This window comes from Amycolatopsis sp. NPDC003676, assembly GCF_053587275.1.
In genome coordinates, this window is record NZ_JBSFNS010000096.1 from 16,302 (window position 1) to 31,736 (window position 15,435).

Annotated in this window: 14 protein-coding genes, 1 pseudogene and 1 riboswitch; of the genes and pseudogenes, 5 read left to right on the top strand and 10 right to left on the bottom strand. The window is 67.8% G+C overall.

Features of this window, described 5'->3' with window-relative positions:
* Positions 1–70 precede the first annotated feature (70 nt).
* Positions 71–2,620: an ATP-dependent Clp protease ATP-binding subunit gene (locus ACWDNU_RS35540; RefSeq protein ID WP_370933617.1), complete on the bottom strand. Its 2,550-nt coding sequence runs from the start codon at positions 2,618–2,620 to the stop codon at positions 71–73.
* A 368-nt stretch (positions 2,621–2,988) separates the two neighbouring features.
* On the opposite strand from ACWDNU_RS35540, the gene ACWDNU_RS35545 reads away from it, so the two are divergent.
* Positions 2,989–3,804, top strand: coding sequence for a (2Fe-2S)-binding protein (locus tag ACWDNU_RS35545; protein WP_449672106.1), 816 nt, complete (start codon positions 2,989–2,991; stop codon positions 3,802–3,804).
* 18 nt (positions 3,805–3,822) lie between these two features.
* Here the strand turns inward: ACWDNU_RS35545 and ACWDNU_RS35550 are convergent, their stop codons facing one another.
* Positions 3,823–4,392: a TIGR03086 family metal-binding protein gene (locus ACWDNU_RS35550; protein WP_370933615.1), complete on the bottom strand. Its 570-nt coding sequence runs from the start codon at positions 4,390–4,392 to the stop codon at positions 3,823–3,825.
* A 67-nt stretch (positions 4,393–4,459) separates the two neighbouring features.
* Here ACWDNU_RS35550 and ACWDNU_RS35555 point away from each other — a divergent pair, with 67 nt between their 5' ends.
* On the top strand, positions 4,460–5,287 hold the full coding sequence (locus tag ACWDNU_RS35555; RefSeq protein WP_449672107.1) for an AraC family transcriptional regulator: 828 nt from the start codon (positions 4,460–4,462) through the stop codon (positions 5,285–5,287).
* 142 nt (positions 5,288–5,429) lie between these two features.
* Here ACWDNU_RS35555 and ACWDNU_RS35560 read toward each other — a convergent pair whose 3' ends face one another.
* Both ACWDNU_RS35560 and lysS read right to left on the bottom strand, forming a co-directional pair.
* Complete coding sequence (locus tag ACWDNU_RS35560; RefSeq protein ID WP_009084272.1) at positions 5,430–5,783, bottom strand: histone-like nucleoid-structuring protein Lsr2; 354 nt, start codon at positions 5,781–5,783, stop codon at positions 5,430–5,432.
* Positions 5,784–5,946: 163 nt separating this feature from the next.
* Entirely contained in the window at positions 5,947–7,455 is a 1,509-nt protein-coding gene (gene lysS, locus ACWDNU_RS35565) for a lysine--tRNA ligase (RefSeq protein WP_449672108.1), read from the bottom strand.
* Positions 7,456–7,537: 82 nt separating this feature from the next.
* Between lysS and ACWDNU_RS35570 the strand changes: the two genes are divergently transcribed.
* Together ACWDNU_RS35570 and ACWDNU_RS35575 are read left to right on the top strand one after the other, a co-directional pair.
* Positions 7,538–8,302, top strand: a complete 765-nt coding sequence (locus ACWDNU_RS35570) for a class I SAM-dependent methyltransferase (RefSeq protein WP_449672109.1) — start codon at positions 7,538–7,540, stop codon at positions 8,300–8,302.
* Between the two features lie 50 nt (positions 8,303–8,352).
* A riboswitch (guanidine-III (ykkC-III) riboswitch) is annotated at positions 8,353–8,414 on the top strand.
* Positions 8,415–8,447: 33 nt separating this feature from the next.
* Entirely contained in the window at positions 8,448–8,762 is a 315-nt protein-coding gene (locus tag ACWDNU_RS35575) for a DMT family transporter (RefSeq protein ID WP_067576886.1), read from the top strand.
* Between the two features lie 3 nt (positions 8,763–8,765).
* Here ACWDNU_RS35575 and ACWDNU_RS35580 read toward each other — a convergent pair whose 3' ends face one another.
* Positions 8,766–9,620: a sigma-70 family RNA polymerase sigma factor gene (locus tag ACWDNU_RS35580; RefSeq protein ID WP_449672110.1), complete on the bottom strand. Its 855-nt coding sequence runs from the start codon at positions 9,618–9,620 to the stop codon at positions 8,766–8,768.
* A gap of 141 nt (positions 9,621–9,761) precedes the next feature.
* On the opposite strand from ACWDNU_RS35580, the gene ACWDNU_RS35585 reads away from it, so the two are divergent.
* A complete protein-coding gene (locus ACWDNU_RS35585; protein ID WP_449672111.1) occupies positions 9,762–10,496 on the top strand; it encodes an SDR family oxidoreductase in 735 nt (244 codons plus the stop codon).
* Here the strand turns inward: ACWDNU_RS35585 and ACWDNU_RS35590 are convergent.
* From ACWDNU_RS35590 to ACWDNU_RS35610, 5 genes and pseudogenes are all read right to left on the bottom strand, one after another.
* The gene (locus tag ACWDNU_RS35590) at positions 10,493–11,266 is read right to left on the bottom strand and encodes a type III pantothenate kinase (protein ID WP_449672112.1); all 774 of its coding nucleotides are present in this window, start codon (positions 11,264–11,266) and stop codon (positions 10,493–10,495) included. The genes ACWDNU_RS35585 and ACWDNU_RS35590 overlap by 4 nt on opposite strands.
* A gap of 43 nt (positions 11,267–11,309) precedes the next feature.
* The gene (gene panD, locus ACWDNU_RS35595; protein WP_009084286.1) at positions 11,310–11,804 is read right to left on the bottom strand and encodes an aspartate 1-decarboxylase; all 495 of its coding nucleotides are present in this window, start codon (positions 11,802–11,804) and stop codon (positions 11,310–11,312) included.
* Positions 11,805–11,816: 12 nt separating this feature from the next.
* On the bottom strand, positions 11,817–12,725 hold the full coding sequence (gene panC, locus ACWDNU_RS35600) for a pantoate--beta-alanine ligase (protein ID WP_370933609.1): 909 nt from the start codon (positions 12,723–12,725) through the stop codon (positions 11,817–11,819).
* Positions 12,722–13,636: pseudogene (locus ACWDNU_RS35605) on the bottom strand (Rossmann-like and DUF2520 domain-containing protein); the annotation flags it as partial. The gene panC and the pseudogene ACWDNU_RS35605, both read right to left, overlap by 4 nt.
* Before the next feature lie 247 nt (positions 13,637–13,883).
* The gene (locus tag ACWDNU_RS35610; RefSeq protein ID WP_344266683.1) at positions 13,884–14,990 is read right to left on the bottom strand and encodes a PrsW family intramembrane metalloprotease; all 1,107 of its coding nucleotides are present in this window, start codon (positions 14,988–14,990) and stop codon (positions 13,884–13,886) included.
* Between the last annotated feature and the right edge of the window lie 445 nt (positions 14,991–15,435).

A 15,435-nucleotide genomic window follows, 5' to 3' on the forward strand; every position in this document is an offset into this window, starting at 1 on the left:
ACCCCATCACCCGACAATAGAGAAAAGGGCGGCCCCCAAAGCTGGGAGCCGCCCTTTTTCTCTAGCTACTTCACTCGTTCTCGGACTCGCCGTTTTCCGCGGCGCCGATGCTCACCGGCGGGGCGTCGGGGACCGAGGACGGACGCTTCTCACCGCGGAAGGTGAAGTGCGCCTCGTCGTCGCGGTCCTCGGGGTTGCCGCTCCAGCCTTCGACGTCGACCACGATGATCTGACCCGCTTCGACCTCGCCGAAGAGAATCTTCTCCGACAGCTGGTCCTCGATCTCGCGCTGGATCGTGCGACGCAGCGGCCGGGCGCCGAGCACCGGGTCGAAGCCGCGCTTGGCCAGCAGCGCCTTCGCCTTTTCGGTGAGCTCGATCTCCATGTCCTTGGCCTTGAGCTGCGTCTCGACCCGGCCGATCATCAGGTCCACCATCTGGATGATCTGTTCCTGGTTGAGCTGGTGGAAGACGATGATGTCGTCGATCCGGTTCAGGAACTCCGGGCGGAAATGCTTCTTCATTTCCTCGTTGACCTTCTGCTTCATCTTCTCGTAGCGGTTCGTCGAATCCGCTCCGGAGGAGAAGCCGAGGCTCACGGACTTCGAGATGTCCGAGGTGCCCAGGTTCGAGGTGAAGATCAGCACGGTGTTCTTGAAGTCGACCGTACGGCCCTGGCCGTCGGTGAGGCGGCCGTCTTCGAGCACCTGCAGGAGGGTGTTGTAGATCTCCTGGTGCGCCTTTTCGATCTCGTCGAAAAGCACCACCGAGAACGGCTTGCGCCGCACCTTCTCGGTCAGCTGCCCGCCCTCTTCGTAGCCGACGTAGCCCGGAGGGGCGCCGAAGAGCCGCGAAGCGGTGTAGCGGTCGTGGAACTCGCCCATGTCGATCTGGATGAGCGCGTCGTCCTCGCCGAACAGGAAGGACGCCAGCGCCTTCGACAGCTCGGTCTTACCGACACCGGACGGGCCGGCGAAGATGAACGAACCGGACGGGCGCTTCGGGTCCTTCAGACCCGCACGCGTACGGCGGATCGCCTGGGAGACGGCCTTGACCGCGTCCTCCTGGCCGATGATGCGCTTGTGGAGTTCGTCCTCCATGCGCAGCAGCCGGGTGGTCTCCTCCTCGGTGAGCTTGAACACCGGGATGCCGGTCCAGTTGGCCAGCACCTCCGCGATCTGCTCGTCGTCCACCTCGGCGACGACGTCGAGGTCGCCGTCCTTCCACTGCTTCTCGCGCTCGCCCTTCTGGCCGAGGAGCTGCTTCTCCTCGTCGCGAAGGCGCGCGGCCCGCTCGAAGTCCTGCGCGTCGATCGCGGACTCCTTGTCCCGGCGGACGTCGGCGATCTTCTCGTCGAACTCGCGCAGGTCCGGCGGAGCGGTCATCCGGCGGATGCGCATCCGGGCACCGGCCTCGTCGATCAGGTCGATCGCCTTGTCCGGCAGGAACCGGTCGTTGATGTAGCGGTCAGCCAGCGTGGCGGCCGCGACCAGCGCCGAGTCGGTGATCGAGACGCGGTGGTGCGCCTCGTACCGGTCGCGCAGGCCCTTGAGGATCTCGATCGTGTGCTCGAGCGACGGCTCGCCCACCTGGATCGGCTGGAAGCGGCGCTCCAGCGCGGCGTCCTTCTCGATGTACTTGCGGTACTCCTCGAGCGTGGTCGCGCCGATCGTCTGCAGCTCGCCGCGGGCCAGCATCGGCTTCAGGATCGACGCCGCGTCGATCGCGCCCTCGGCCGCGCCCGCGCCGACGAGCGTGTGCAGCTCGTCGATGAACAGAATGATGTCGCCGCGGGTCTTGATCTCCTTGAGCACCTTCTTCAGGCGCTCTTCGAAGTCACCGCGGTAGCGCGAGCCCGCGACCAGCGAGCCCAGGTCGAGGGTGTAGAGCTGCTTGTCCTTGAGCGTCTCGGGCACCTCGCCCTTGACGATGCTCTGGGCAAGGCCCTCGACGACGGCGGTCTTGCCGACGCCCGGCTCGCCGATGAGCACCGGGTTGTTCTTGGTCCGGCGGGACAGCACCTGCATGACCCGCTCGATCTCCTTGCCGCGCCCGATGACCGGGTCGAGCTTGCCCTCGCGGGCGAGCACGGTCATGTTGCGGCCGAACTGGTCGAGCACCAGCGAGGAGGACGGCGTGCCCTCGCCGCGGCCGGAGCCGCTCTCGGTGGACTTCTCGCCGGTCTGGTAGCCCGACAGGAGCTGCAGCACCTGCTGGCGGACCCGGTTGAGGTCCGCGCCCAGCTTCACGAGCACCTGGGCGGCGACGCCCTCGCCCTCGCGGATCAGGCCGAGCAGGATGTGCTCCGTGCCGATGTAGTTGTGGCCGAGCTGCAGCGCCTCGCGCAGCGACAGCTCCAGCACCTTCTTCGCCCGCGGCGTGAACGGGATGTGCCCGCTCGGCGCCTGCTGGCCCTGGCCGATGATCTCCTCGACCTGCTGGCGCACGCCCTCGAGGGCGATGCCCAGCGACTCCAGCGCCTTGGCGGCGACACCCTCACCCTCGTGGATCAGACCCAGGAGGATGTGCTCGGTGCCGATGTAGTTGTGGTTGAGCATCCGGGCCTCTTCTTGGGCCAGGACGACCACCCGCCTCGCGCGGTCGGTGAACCTCTCAAACATGCGCACTCCCTCGACTGCTGCGTCGGCGGCCCGTAACCTCCGTGGATCGCGTCCACGGCGGACAGCACCGTGAGACCACTCTAGTAGCCAAGCGGTCGCGCTTGCGTACCACTACGACTTCCGGCGGCCCGTTCGCACCCGGACGGCGACCCGGTCGGTCACCGCTGTTCATCCGGTTGCGCTGCACCTTTACTCCCTCTCGAACGTACGGGACCGGATCAGGATTCCGCCCGGGCACCCCTGTCCGCTCAGCGCGAACACCCCCGCGCGTCCGGGTGGTCTCACCCTGTGGCCACCCGATTGGCGCAATCCCGCTCCGTATGTAAGGTTAGGCACGCCTAATCAAGATCAGGACGGGGGTGAGCCGGGTGAACCCGCAGCGCTCGCGCGACGACGCCCGCGAGATCGGCGACGGGCTCGCGTCCTCCCTGCTGCGCGCCAGCGCCCGGCACGACCTGCGCCGCGACGCCCCCGAGGGCTGGTTTCGCTGCGCTGACCTCCTGGAACAGCCCGCGCTGTTCGCCGAATGGCGCTCCCGGCTGACCGACTGGCTCCTCGACCAGCACGGCACCGCACCAGCGCGGACAGCAGCCAGCTACGTGATGTCTTGGTACCTGTACGTCCCCGCGTACGTGGGCGCGCTGCTGCTGCACCACGAGCGTCGCGTGCCGTCGCTGAAGCCGGAGCAGCTCGCGTTCGGCCTCGGCCCCGACCGGCCGCATCCGGAGGGCATGGCCATCCTCAGCGACACCTTCTACTGCCTGCCGACAGACCCGGGCAGCGCTCGCCCTGAGGCCACCGTCGTGCGCGACGAACGCGCGCTGGCCGCCGTGCTGCGCGCGCAGTTCGTCGGCCACGCTGCTCGTTTCGTCCGCGCCTACGCCCCTGGCACCCGGCTCGGCCGCCGCATGCTCTGGGCGGCCGCCACAGACGCCCTGGACGGCGCGCTGTGGCGGGTGGGCAAACAAGGCGGGACAGCCGAGGCCGAAGGCGCTGGCGTCGCGGACGCGGCATTGGTGCTCGACGCGCAGTACCGCCCGCTGACCTCGGCGTCCACCTTGCGCATGGGGCTCAACGAGGACGGCCGCCGGGTTTGGGAGCGCCGTCGGGAGAGCTGTTGCTTCTCCTATCTGCTGCCCGGCGAAGCGGAGTGCGAAAGCTGTCCGCGAATCTGCCCTCGTTGATCTCCATCGAGTGAAATATCAGGCGTACGGGTCCCGGCCCGTCGCGCCCAGCGCCCGGTGCAGCACCGGCGCGGTTTCCGGCACCGCGACTTCGGGTCCGAAAACGCCGCCCTTGCGGGCCTCCTCGCCCATTCCGGCCGCGAACGCGAGAATCACTTCAGCGGCTTCGTCCGGACAGTTCAGCTCCACGCCGCTCGCCCGCGTGAGATCCCAGGCGTGCACGACGAATTCGCCGAGCACCATGTCCCCGACGACCGCGGCGGGCAGTTCGGATCCGCCGAAGGCGATGGTGCCGGTCCACGCCTCCGGCGGAGTGAGCGCCGCGACCACGTCGTCGGTCAACGCTTCGAGCGCCTTCGGCCAATCGTCGCCGACGAGCGACGCTTCGGCTTCGCTCGGCGCGGGCGGTTCGTAAGGCTCGTGCCGGATAGCGGCGGCGAGCCACGGGCCCCAGTAGAAAAGGTGGTTGAGAAGGCCGCGAACGTCGTAGTCCGCACATGCGGTGGGCGCGGTCAGCGACGGGGCGGCGGCCGCGACGCGCCGCAGTTCGGCGGCGGCCGGGGCGAGCAGTCCGGAGTGATTCGACATGCGCCCGAGCCAACCACGCTGGCGCGGCGGCCGTCTTGAAATTACGCGACGCACTAGCGTTTCAGCCATGCGGCGGATCCCGAGCGGCATCCTGAACGAGGCGACGGCTCGCACCAAGTTCACCATCACCCGGCATCCGCCCGCCCCGGAACTGCGCGATTTCGTGGAACACCACTGGATACTGCGCTGGGACCTGACCGAGCCGCACGAACAGCACGTGCTTCCGAATCTGTCGGTGCACGTGACGTTCTTCCCCGGCGCGTGCGGCGTTTACGGTCCGGCGCACCGGCTTTTCACGCATCGGCTCAGCGGACGCGTGCACGGGATCGGGGCCAGGATCCGGCCCGGATGTTTCCGCCCCTTCCTCGACGCCCCGGTGCGCACCCTCGCCGATCGCGCCGAGGACGTCGCCGCGATCTTCGGGCGCGAAGCCGCGGTCGCTGAAAAAGCCGTCCGGAATGCGGAAACGGACGCGGAAATGATCACTGCAATCGACAACTTGCTGATCGCACGCCGTCGTCCCATTCTCCCGGGCGCCCGGGTGGCCGCCGAGGCGGTGGAAACAATCGCCGCGGATCCCGAGATCACCAGGGTCGCGGAACTGGCGGCGGCACTCGGGCTGTCGGTCCGGGCCGTGCAGCGGTTGTTCGCCGAACACGTCGGAACAACGCCGAAGTGGGCGATCCGGATTTACCGCCTGAACGAAGCCGCCCGGTTACTGGCCGCACCGGCCGCTCCGGATTACGCGGATCTGGCGACTCGGCTGGGCTATAGCGACCAACCTCACTTCATCCGCGATTTCCGCGCGGTGACCGGAGCCCCTCCCGCGGAGTACGCCCGTTCCGCCCGCCGGCTGATCTCGTGCACGCCGGACGGCGCAAAGCCGGGAAACTAATACCGAACGCCAAACGGCCGCCGGGAATGTTCCCGACGGCCGTTTGGCGTGCAGAGTGCGAAGACACCCCCGTCTCCGCCGCGGCGCGTTCTCCCGGTTCGCTAACCGGAGGACCGCATCCGCGAGTTCCGGAAATGCCCGGTCAGTTCTTCTTGTGGTAAGCCTCGACGACCTCCGACGGGATGCGCCCGCGGTCGGAAACCTGGAAACCGTTCTTGCGGGCCCACGCGCGAATCGCCTGGTTCTGCTCGCGGTCGACCGCGGCCGGGCGGGCCGGGGACTTGCCGCCCGCCACCGGACGCAGCGGCGCGCGCTTGCGGCCGCCGGCACGGCGGGCGTGCTCGACATACTGCGCCAGCGCGTCCCGCAACTCCTCGGCGTTTTCGCCCGACAGGTCGATCTGGTAGCTCACACCGTCCAAACCGAACTCAACGGTCTCTTCCGCCTCACTGCCGTCGAGGTCGTCGACCAGAGAGACAAGCACCTTCTGTGCCATCTGATTCCTCCTGCGGGGCTTACCCGAATGATCTGGCTACATGATCTGGTTTCGGGGCAAGCCCCGAGCTACAGAAGTCTTTGACACCCATATTAATACCCGCTTGTCCGGCCGTAGGCAAATCCGCATTGAGAAAATCTCGACCGGTGCGGCGAACGGTGTCCTATTCAGGTCGCACGAGCGGGAAGAGGATCGTCTCCCGGATACCGAGCCCGGTCAGAGCCATGAGCAGCCGGTCGATCCCCATTCCGACCCCGCCGCTCGGCGGCATTCCGTACTCGAGCGCGCGCAGGAAATCCTCGTCGAGACGCATCGCCTCGCTATCCCCGGCGGCCCCGAGCCGCGCCTGTTCGGTGAGCCGCTGCCGTTCCACCACCGGATCCACCAGCTCGGAGTATCCGGTCGCGAGTTCGAAACCGCGCACGTACAGGTCCCACTTCTCGGCCACGCCCTCGCGGCTGCGGTGCTGCCGCGTGAGCGGAGAGGTCTCGAGCGGGAAATCCCGGACAAATGTGGGCGCGTGCAGTCCGTCGCCGACGAGATGTTCCCACAGTTCTTCGACGAGTTTGCCGTGCGCTAGCTTGGGATCCACCTCGATCTCGCGCGCCGCGGCGATCTTGTGCAGTGCTTCGGCGGGAGTATCCGGCGTCACTTCCTCGCCGAGCGCTTCCGAGAGCGACTCGTACATGCCGAGTGTCGTCCATTCGCCGGAAAGGTCGTACTCGGTTCCGTCGGCGAGAGTGACCACCTGGGTGCCGAGCACGTTCTCCGCGGCCTCCTGGATGAGTTCGCGGGTCATCACGGCATTCGTGTCGTAAGTGGCGTACGCCTCGTAGTACTCGAGCATCGCGAACTCCGGCGAGTGCGAGGAGTCGCTGCCCTCGTTGCGGAAGTTCCGGTTGATCTCGAAAACCTTCTCGATCCCGCCGACCACACAGCGCTTGAGGTACAGCTCCGGCGCGATGCGCAGGAACAGCTCGAGGTCGAAGGCATTGGAATGCGTGACGAACGGCCGGGCCGCGGCCCCGCCGTGCAGCGTCTGCAGCATCGGCGTCTCGACCTCGGTGAATCCTCGGCGGTGGAACGACTCCCGCAGCGAACGCATCACGCCCGAGCGCGTCCGCACCACGTCGCGCGCCTTCGGCCGCATAATCAGATCGACATAACGCTGGCGGATTCGCGTTTCCTCCGCCAGCTCCTTGAACGCCACCGGCAGCGGGCGCAGCGACTTCGCCGCCATCTGCCAGCTGTCGGCCAGCACGGAAAGCTCGCCGCGCTTCGAGGTGATCACCTCGCCGTGCACGAATACGTGATCGCCGAGATCGACATCGGACTTCCACGAGGCGAGAGACTCGGGCCCGACCTGCGCGAGACTCAGCATCGCCTGCAGTTCCGTGCCGTCGCCCTCACGAAGAGTGGCGAAACACAGTTTGCCCGTATTGCGGAGAAACATGACGCGACCGGTGACGCCGACCGACTGACCGGTGCTGGTGTCGGCTTCGAGACCGGAATGTTCGGCACGGATCTGCGCGAGAGTGTGCGTACGCGGAACCTCTACCGGGTAAGGATCGGCACCCTCCGCGATTATCCGGTCGCGCTTGTCCCGGCGCACCCGCATCTGTTCGGGCAGGTCGTCATCGGGCAGTGCGTCGGACGCGGGGAATTCGGTCATGGCCATAGCGTACGAAGCCGCTGGTGAACCGCGTCAACCGGATTCCCCTTCCGGGGCACTCACGGTATTAGGGTGGTTACTCGTGAGCGATCCCGGCACTGACGCGGAACTGCACGCCCGGCGGGCTTCTTCGTTCGGGGACCAGGCGAGCGCCTACGCCCGGCACCGGCCTGACTATCCTCGAGCGGCACTCGAATGGGGTATGTCCGGAGCGAACCGGCCGGTCCGCGACGTGCTGGACCTCGCGGCGGGCACGGGAAAACTCACCGAGGGACTCGTCGATCTCGGCCGCTCGGTGACCGCGGTGGAACCCGATCCAGGCATGCTCGCCGAACTGTCCAGGCGGCTTCCGGACGTTCCCGCGCTGCTGGGCAAGGCCGAGGACATCCGGCTGCCGGACGAATCGGCCGACGCGGTGTTCGTCGGCCAGGCCATGCACTGGTTCGATTTAGCGGCGGCGTTCGCGCAGATCCGCCGGGTCCTGCGGCCGGGCGGAGCCTTGGTGGCGCTGTGGAATCACGACGACGAATCGGTGCCGTGGGCGCGCGAATTCGCCCGGCTGATCCGGACCGACGTCAGCCGCGGGTTCGCCGGCTCCGAGCAAACGCTGCGCGTGGACGGCTTCGGCCCGTTCGAACAGGACCGGTTCGCCCACGCGCACCGGCGCTCGATCGACTCGCTGCTGGCGACCGTGGCCACGCATTCGCATCTGCTGATCGCCTCCCCCGACGAGCGCGACCGGCTGCTCGCGCAAGCCAGGGCGTACCTGGAAACTGTTCCAGAGGCCGGAACCGGCGAATTCGATTACCCGCTGGTCACCACGGTTCTGCGGGCTCGGCGGAGCTGAAGCGGCGACCGAAATCACCACCTCGGCGGGTCCGTTCGGTGCTAATTTCGGAAGTGGCGGTGTTCCGCCCCGGACGAGCGCGTCGTACCCGGTCACGACAAGACGGCGCAGTGAACGCATCCGTCACTGCGAAAGGTTCTTGATCATGGCCTGGCTCGTTCTTGTCGTTTCCGGATTTCTCGAAACCGTGTGGGCCGCGGCGCTCGGCGCCTCGAAAGGCTTCAGCAAGCTCTGGCCGAGCGTGCTGTTCGGCGGCGCACTGCTGCTCAGCATGTCCGGTCTCGCGTATTCCTTGCGCGAAATTCCGCTCGGCACCGGATACGCGGTGTGGGTCGGCATCGGCGCGGTGGGGACCGCGGTATACGGGATCGTCGCGATGAACGATCCGCTCACCGTCGGCCGGATCACCTGCCTCGTGCTGATTGTCGCCGGGGTCGTCGGGCTGAAACTGTTCCACTGATCTTCATCCGAGCGCGATCTCCAGCCCGCGCAGCCGCTCCGGCGCGGAAATCACGTCGATCCCGGTAATCAGGTCGCCGTCGAAAACGAAATTGAGGACCACGGCCAGCCGGCCGCGCGGGGCGAGCACCAGGCCGGGGCCGCCGTCGACCAACGCGACCTGCGTGCTGCGCGCGACTTCCGAAGCGAGCAGCGCGCCCTTGCTGACGGCTCGGACACCGCGCAGCACCACCGGTGCCGCGCCGGTGTCCGAGTGCAGCACGACGTCTGGATCGAGCACTTTCAACAGTCCCGCGAAGTCTCCCTCGCGAGCAGCGGCCAAATAAGCCTCGACAACCCCGCGCCGTTTGCTCGCATCGGCCGGCCCGGCTTCTCCGCCACGCACCCGGCGACGGGCCCGGCTGGCCAACTGCCGGACCGCAGCCGGGCTGCGGTCGAGGATCTGCGCGACGTCCTCGAAAGGCACGGCGAACATGTCGTGCAGCACGAACGCGATCCGCTCGGCCGGGCCCAGGACGTCGAGCACTACCAGCATCGCCAGCCCGACGGAATCGGCCAACTGGGCTTCTTCGGCGAGATCCGCGCCGTCGTCTCCGCGGTCGAGCGGGAACGCGTCCAGCGAGTCCTCACGGCGGCGTTCGCGCGTGCGCAACAGGTTCAGGCACACCCGCGCCACCACTGTGGTGAGCCAGGCGGGCAGATTCCGCACTTCGGAAATGTCCGCGCCGTCCGCGCGCAACCAGGCTTCTTGCACGGCATCGTCGGCTTCGCTGAGCGAGCCGAGCATGCGGTAAGCGACCCCGCGAAGTCGTGGACGCTCTTCCTCGAATCGGACCGCGAGCAGGTCTCGGTCATCCACTTGTCACCCCTCCCCGCCCCACCGCCGCCCTCAACGGAGCGGCCGGAGGCCGCGCTGTCACATTCCTGCCACGGGCGGGTTCATCCCAGTAGGACACCCCCAGTGCCCGACCCAGCGGCACTTTACCCGGAAGGAATTGTCATGACGACGATCTTGGTCACCGGCGGCACCGGAACTCTCGGCAAGCTGGTCGTTCCCGCACTCGGCGACGCGAAGGTGCGCATCCTCAGCCGGAACGCGAACGGCCCCGACCGGTTCGCCTGCGACCTGATGACCGGCGAAGGCCTGGCCCCGGCAGTCGACGGCGCTGACGTGGTCGTGCACCTGGCAGGCGGCCCGAAGGGCGACGACGTGGCGACGGCGAATCTTGTCCGGGCCGCCGAGCGCGCCGGAGTCGGCCATCTGGTTTTCATTTCGGTGATCGCCGCGGACGCGGTGCCGCTCGGCTATTTCCGCCGCAAGCACGAAGCCGAAAACCTCGTCGCCGCGGCGGAAGTGCCCTCGACCATCCTGCGCGCGGCCCAGTTCCACGGCTTCTGCCTCAATGCCGTGCAGGCCGTGGCGAAACTGCCGATCGTGCCGGTGCCCGGGGTCAATTTCCAGCCGGTCGACGCCCGCGACGTGGCCGAGCGGATCGCGCGGCTGGCGCTCGGCGAACCGGCCGGTCGGGTACGGGATTTGGCTGGCCCCAAGGTGTACGCCATGGGCGAGCTGGTCGACAAGTACTTGCAGGCTCGCGGACGGCGGCGGATGAAAATGCCCATGCGCGTTCCCGGTGCGGCGGGAAAGGTCTATCGCGCGGACGGCAATCTCAACCTCGACGCGGACACCGGCGTCCGCACTTTCGAGGATTACCTCGCCGAGCAGGTCGGCTAACGCACATTCCGTTCGTACACCAGCCGCAGGCCGAGCAGCGTCAGGTCCGGCACGTGCTCCTTGATCGTCTCGGATTCGCCCAGTACCAACGGGGCGAGCCCGCCGGTGGCGATCACCGTCACCGGATCCGAGCTGTCGGCCCGCAATTCCCGCACGATCCGCCGGACGAGCCCGTCGACCTGGCCCGCGAAGCCGTACAGAATGCCGGACTGCAGGCATTCCACGGTGTTCTTGCCGATCACCGAACGCGGCGGGACGAGTTCCACCTTCCGCAGCGCGGCCGCGCGGGCGGCGAGCGCGTCCACCGAGATCTCGATGCCCGGGGCGAACGCCCCGCCGAGGAATTCGCCCCGGGCCGAGATCGCGTCGACATTTGTAGACGTGCCGAAATCGACCACCACGCACGCCGTGGCGTGCAAATGGTGCGCGGCAAGGGTGTTCACGAGCCGGTCCGCGCCGACTTCCTTCGGATTGTCCACCAGCAGCGCGACCCCGGTGCGCACGCCGGGCTCGACCACGATCTTCGGCACCCGCGCGTAATAGCGGCCGAGCATCACCCGCAATTCGCGCAGCACCGCGGGCACTGTGGACAGTGCGCTGATCCCGGTGACCGCGTCGGCGTGCGGGCCGAGCAGCCCGCGCACGGTGAGCGCGAGTTCGTCCGCGGTCATCCGCGCGTCGGTGCGCATCCGCCAATCACCGACCAGCTCGGCGCCTTGGTAGAGGCCGAGCACGATGTTGGTGTTGCCGACGTCGACAGTGAGCAGCAACGAGGTCTTCCTTACTGCGGCTCGCGACCGCCGCCGGGAAAGGTCAGTTTTCGGCGTGCAGCAACGCGTCGAGCCGGCGCGCGTCCGCGGTTTCGGCCACCGGGAAGGTCATCGTGTCCTCTTCGGGCAGGGTGACCGTGCCGCTCAGCAGACCCGATCCGTCCGGCGCGTGCGCGGGGTCGTGCCCGCGCTCGACGATCCGGTTGTAATCGTCCACAAAGATCACTCGCGGCCGGTAGGCGCGCGCCTCGGCGTCGTCCATCTGCCCGTAAGCGATCAGGATCACGAGGTCGCCCGGGTGCACCAGATGCGCGGCGGCTCCGTTGATGCCGAGCACGCCGCTGCCGCGCTCGCCGGTGATGACGTAGGTTTCCAGCCGCGCGCCGTTGGTGACGTCCACAATGGACACCTGCTCGCCCTCGAGCAGATCGGCGGCTTCCATGAGGTCCTCGTCGACCGTGACCGAACCCACGTAGTGCAGGTCGGCCTGGGTCACCGTGGCCCGGTGGATCTTCGATTTCAGCATCGTGCGATACATCGTGGACTCTCCCTATTCCCCTGCGTCCGGATCCCCGCTCGGATGTTCCACGGCTTTTCCGAGCAGCACTCCCGCGTTGTCGATCAGCCGGGTACTCCCCACCCGGGCCGCGACCAGCAACCGCGCCTCTCCGTCGACGGGCGCCGGCCCCAAATCGGTTCCCCTCAATTCCAGGTAATCCACTTCCACCTGGGGACGGGCCGCGAGCGTCTTCCGCGCCATTTCCAGCACGGCCTCCGCTCCGTCCCGCCCGACGTGCGCTCCCGCCGACAACGCGGACGACAGCACCACGGCGTCTTCCCTCTGTTCCGGCGTCAGGTAGACGTTGCGCGAGGACAACGCGAGGCCGTCCCGTTCCCGGACGGTCGGCACCCCGATGACGCGGGTGTCGATGTTCAGGTCCGCCACCATCCGCTTGATCAGCACCAGCTGCTGGTAGTCCTTCTCCCCGAAGAACGCGTAATCCGGGCGCAGCAGGTTGAACAGCTTCGCGACCACCGTCAGCACCCCGGCGAAATGCCCGGGCCGGACGGCCCCCTCGAGTTCGTCGCCGAGCGGGCCGGGGTTCAGGGTGACCATCGCGTTGTCCGCGTACAGGTCCGCGGCTTTCGGTGTGAAAGCCAGCTCGACGCCCGCTTCGGACAAGGTCGCCAAGTCGGCTTCGAGCTGACGCGGGTAAGCGTCGAAGTCCTCGCCCTCGCCGAACTGCAACGGGTTCACGAAGATCGACGCGGCGACAACGGTGTTCGGCAGCCGCTTCGCGCGGCGCAGCAGTTCCCGGTGGCCGTCGTGCAGCGCGCCCATGGTGGGCACGAGCGCGACCTTCCGGCCGACGCTGCGCAGACCCCAGCTCACCTTGCTGATGTGCTCGGGCGGCTGGAACGTGTTGAGCGTTCCGCGCTGGAATTTCGGTGTCGTCACGGGGTCTGTCCTTCAGCGGGGTCGGCGAGAAGCTCGGTCAGTTCGCCCGCGGCCGCGGGATCGAGCAGTCCCGCGGCGCGGGACCGTTCGGCCGTGCGCCGGGCCAGCGCCCGGTAGGCCGGGGCGATCTGCGGCGCCCGGTCCGCGAGCACGTCGAGGTGCTTGCGGACGGTGCCGAGATCACCACGCGGGACCGGTCCGGTGAGGGCGCGGTCCCCGTGGCGAAGGACATTGTCCAATGCCGCCGAAAGCAGCGGTGCGACGAGTCGTTCCGGATGCCCGATCCCGGCGTCGCGCAGGGTTTCGGTGCAGTCGGCGACCAGCGTCATCAGGTGATTCGCGCCGTGCGCCAGCGCCGCGTGATACAGCGCCCGCGCGGATTCGGGGACCCGTACCGGCTCGGCGCCCATCTCGACGGCGAGCGCCTCCCCGACGTTCCACGCCGCGTCGTCGTCCGGTGCCGCGGTGACGCCGATGCTCGCCGCGACAAGGCGTTCGAGGTCTTCCTCGCGGCCGGTGAAGGTGAGCACCGGATGCAGCGCGAGCGGCAGCGCACCGGCTTCCGCGACCGGGGCCAGCACGTCGATGCCGTGCGCGCCCGAGGTGTGCACCACGATCTGGCCCGCGCGAACGGAATTCGTAGCGACCAGACCACGGACGGTGCCCGCGAGCGCGTCGTCCGGCAACGCGAGCAGGACGAGATCGGCTCTCCGCACGACCTCGTCGGGCGGCAGCAACGGGACATCGGGCAGCAGCCGCTCCGCGCGGTTCAGCGAAGCGGCGGACAGCCCCGACGCGGCGACGACGGTGTGGCCCGCCCTGGCCAATGCCGCACCGAGGACACTGCCCACGCGGCCGGCGGAAACGACGCCCACGGCAAGGCGGGCCGGCCGGTTCATGGCGTGCGCCTGTGGACGCTCATGGCTCGAAACTCCTCATGTTCGTTCCAGTCCCGCTCTTTCGTCGCGGGTACCAGACGACGGCGCGAGAGTAGCCCCGCCCCGGCCGGATCAAGGTGCCCGGGTGACCAGCTTCACCCGGGGCGGCCAATCGCGCCCGTACCTTATTGGCAGTCGGCTTCTGGCGGTCGGCGAGAGCCCGAATCCCCCGGTGGAACGCCACTTTTGGCACGGTAGAGCTACCCCGAACGGGGAATGTTCACCGACTGTCGCGATTGTTCGCCAATCGCACGGCATCCGCGCGGGCGTCCCGCAGTGCCTGCAACAACTCTTCCTGCCGCTGCCGGTCCTGCTCAGTGCGCAACCGGGTACGCCGAAGGAATGCGAGCTCAGTCACGCTCGCCTGATATCGCCCCACAGCCCGCGCCGCCGCCCGCCCGGACTGCTTGCGCGCCTGCTTACGCCATTCGCGCCGCCCAGACAGGCTGGCAAGCAAATCGATCTCCGACGGAGCGATCCACCGCGCCGCCGCCATCTTCGGCAACGCGGCGGCGACGATCCGCTGTTCTCTCCGCCGCTGCAACACGATCACGTAGATCGCGGCGATCAACAGCGGCAAAATCACCAGGAAATACAGCGTGAGGAACGACTTCCCGCCGTTGAGCGTGGCCGCGGCGTTCCACAGCGCGTGCAAGAAGACCCCAGCGAGGTACCCGGCCAGCGGAGCAAGAATCCGAACCCACCGCTGCGCATACCGCGCGGCGATCCCGAACCCGATGCCGGTCATAGCGGTGAACAACGGATGCGTGAACGGCGAAAGCACGCCCCGCACGAGGAAAGCGGCGAGCACTCCGGAGCTGGTGCCGTTGCCGAAGCCGTGGTCAGCGAAGGCGCGGCCGAAGTAATAGATGTTCTCGGTGAAGGCAAACCCAGCGGCCGCGAACCCCGCGTAGACGACGCCGTCGACGATCCCGTCGAATTCCTCGTTGCGCCGCCAGAAGATCAACAGGACGAAGACGCCCTTCGCGGCCTCCTCGACCAGCGGCGCGGAGACGAGCGCACTGACCTTGCTGCCATTGCCGCCGCCCAGAAGCAGATCACCGAACGCCTCGGCCCCGGTATTGATCAGCAGGGCGGTAACCGTGGCAATGCAAGCGCCCCAAGCAAAAGCGATCAGAAGCAGCTTCGCCGGCTCAGGCTCCCACCGATCAACCCAAAGCAACCCGGCGACCACCACCCCCACCGGGAGCAACGCGGCGACCACGCCGATCGCGACCGCCAGCCACCCCACGCGCGCAGTAGCGAGCCCGAAAAGAAAAAGCCCGCACAACGCCACGACGATCAACCCGAGCACCGGAAGGAGCACGGTGACATGCCGCGAACGAGATGCCGCAGGCGCAGAACCCGACGACGTGGCAGGGAGAGTGCCGTTCACGAGCGGTCACCATACGCAGGAGGTACCGGGGACGCTGGTTGGACGTACCGGGTTCAGCCCTATGCGGGACGCACCTGTGACTCTCGTCGCCACCCCACCAGTCGTCCGTGCCGCAGTCCGTGAGGGGCCCCAATGTGGCATTGGGTGCATGTGACGCACCGAATGCCACATTGGGTGCATCTGACGCACCCAACGCCACATCGGGGCGCTAACCAGCCCCCTCGCGAACCGCAACCGATGCACCCAATCAAGGCAGCCACACCCCCCGCACCCCGATACGAAGCCAAAAACACGGCGCGGGGGTGCTTGTCAAGGCATCTTTCCCGCCTTGACAATAACCCCCCCGCCGAAGTGACAAAAAAAATAAGGGGGCCCC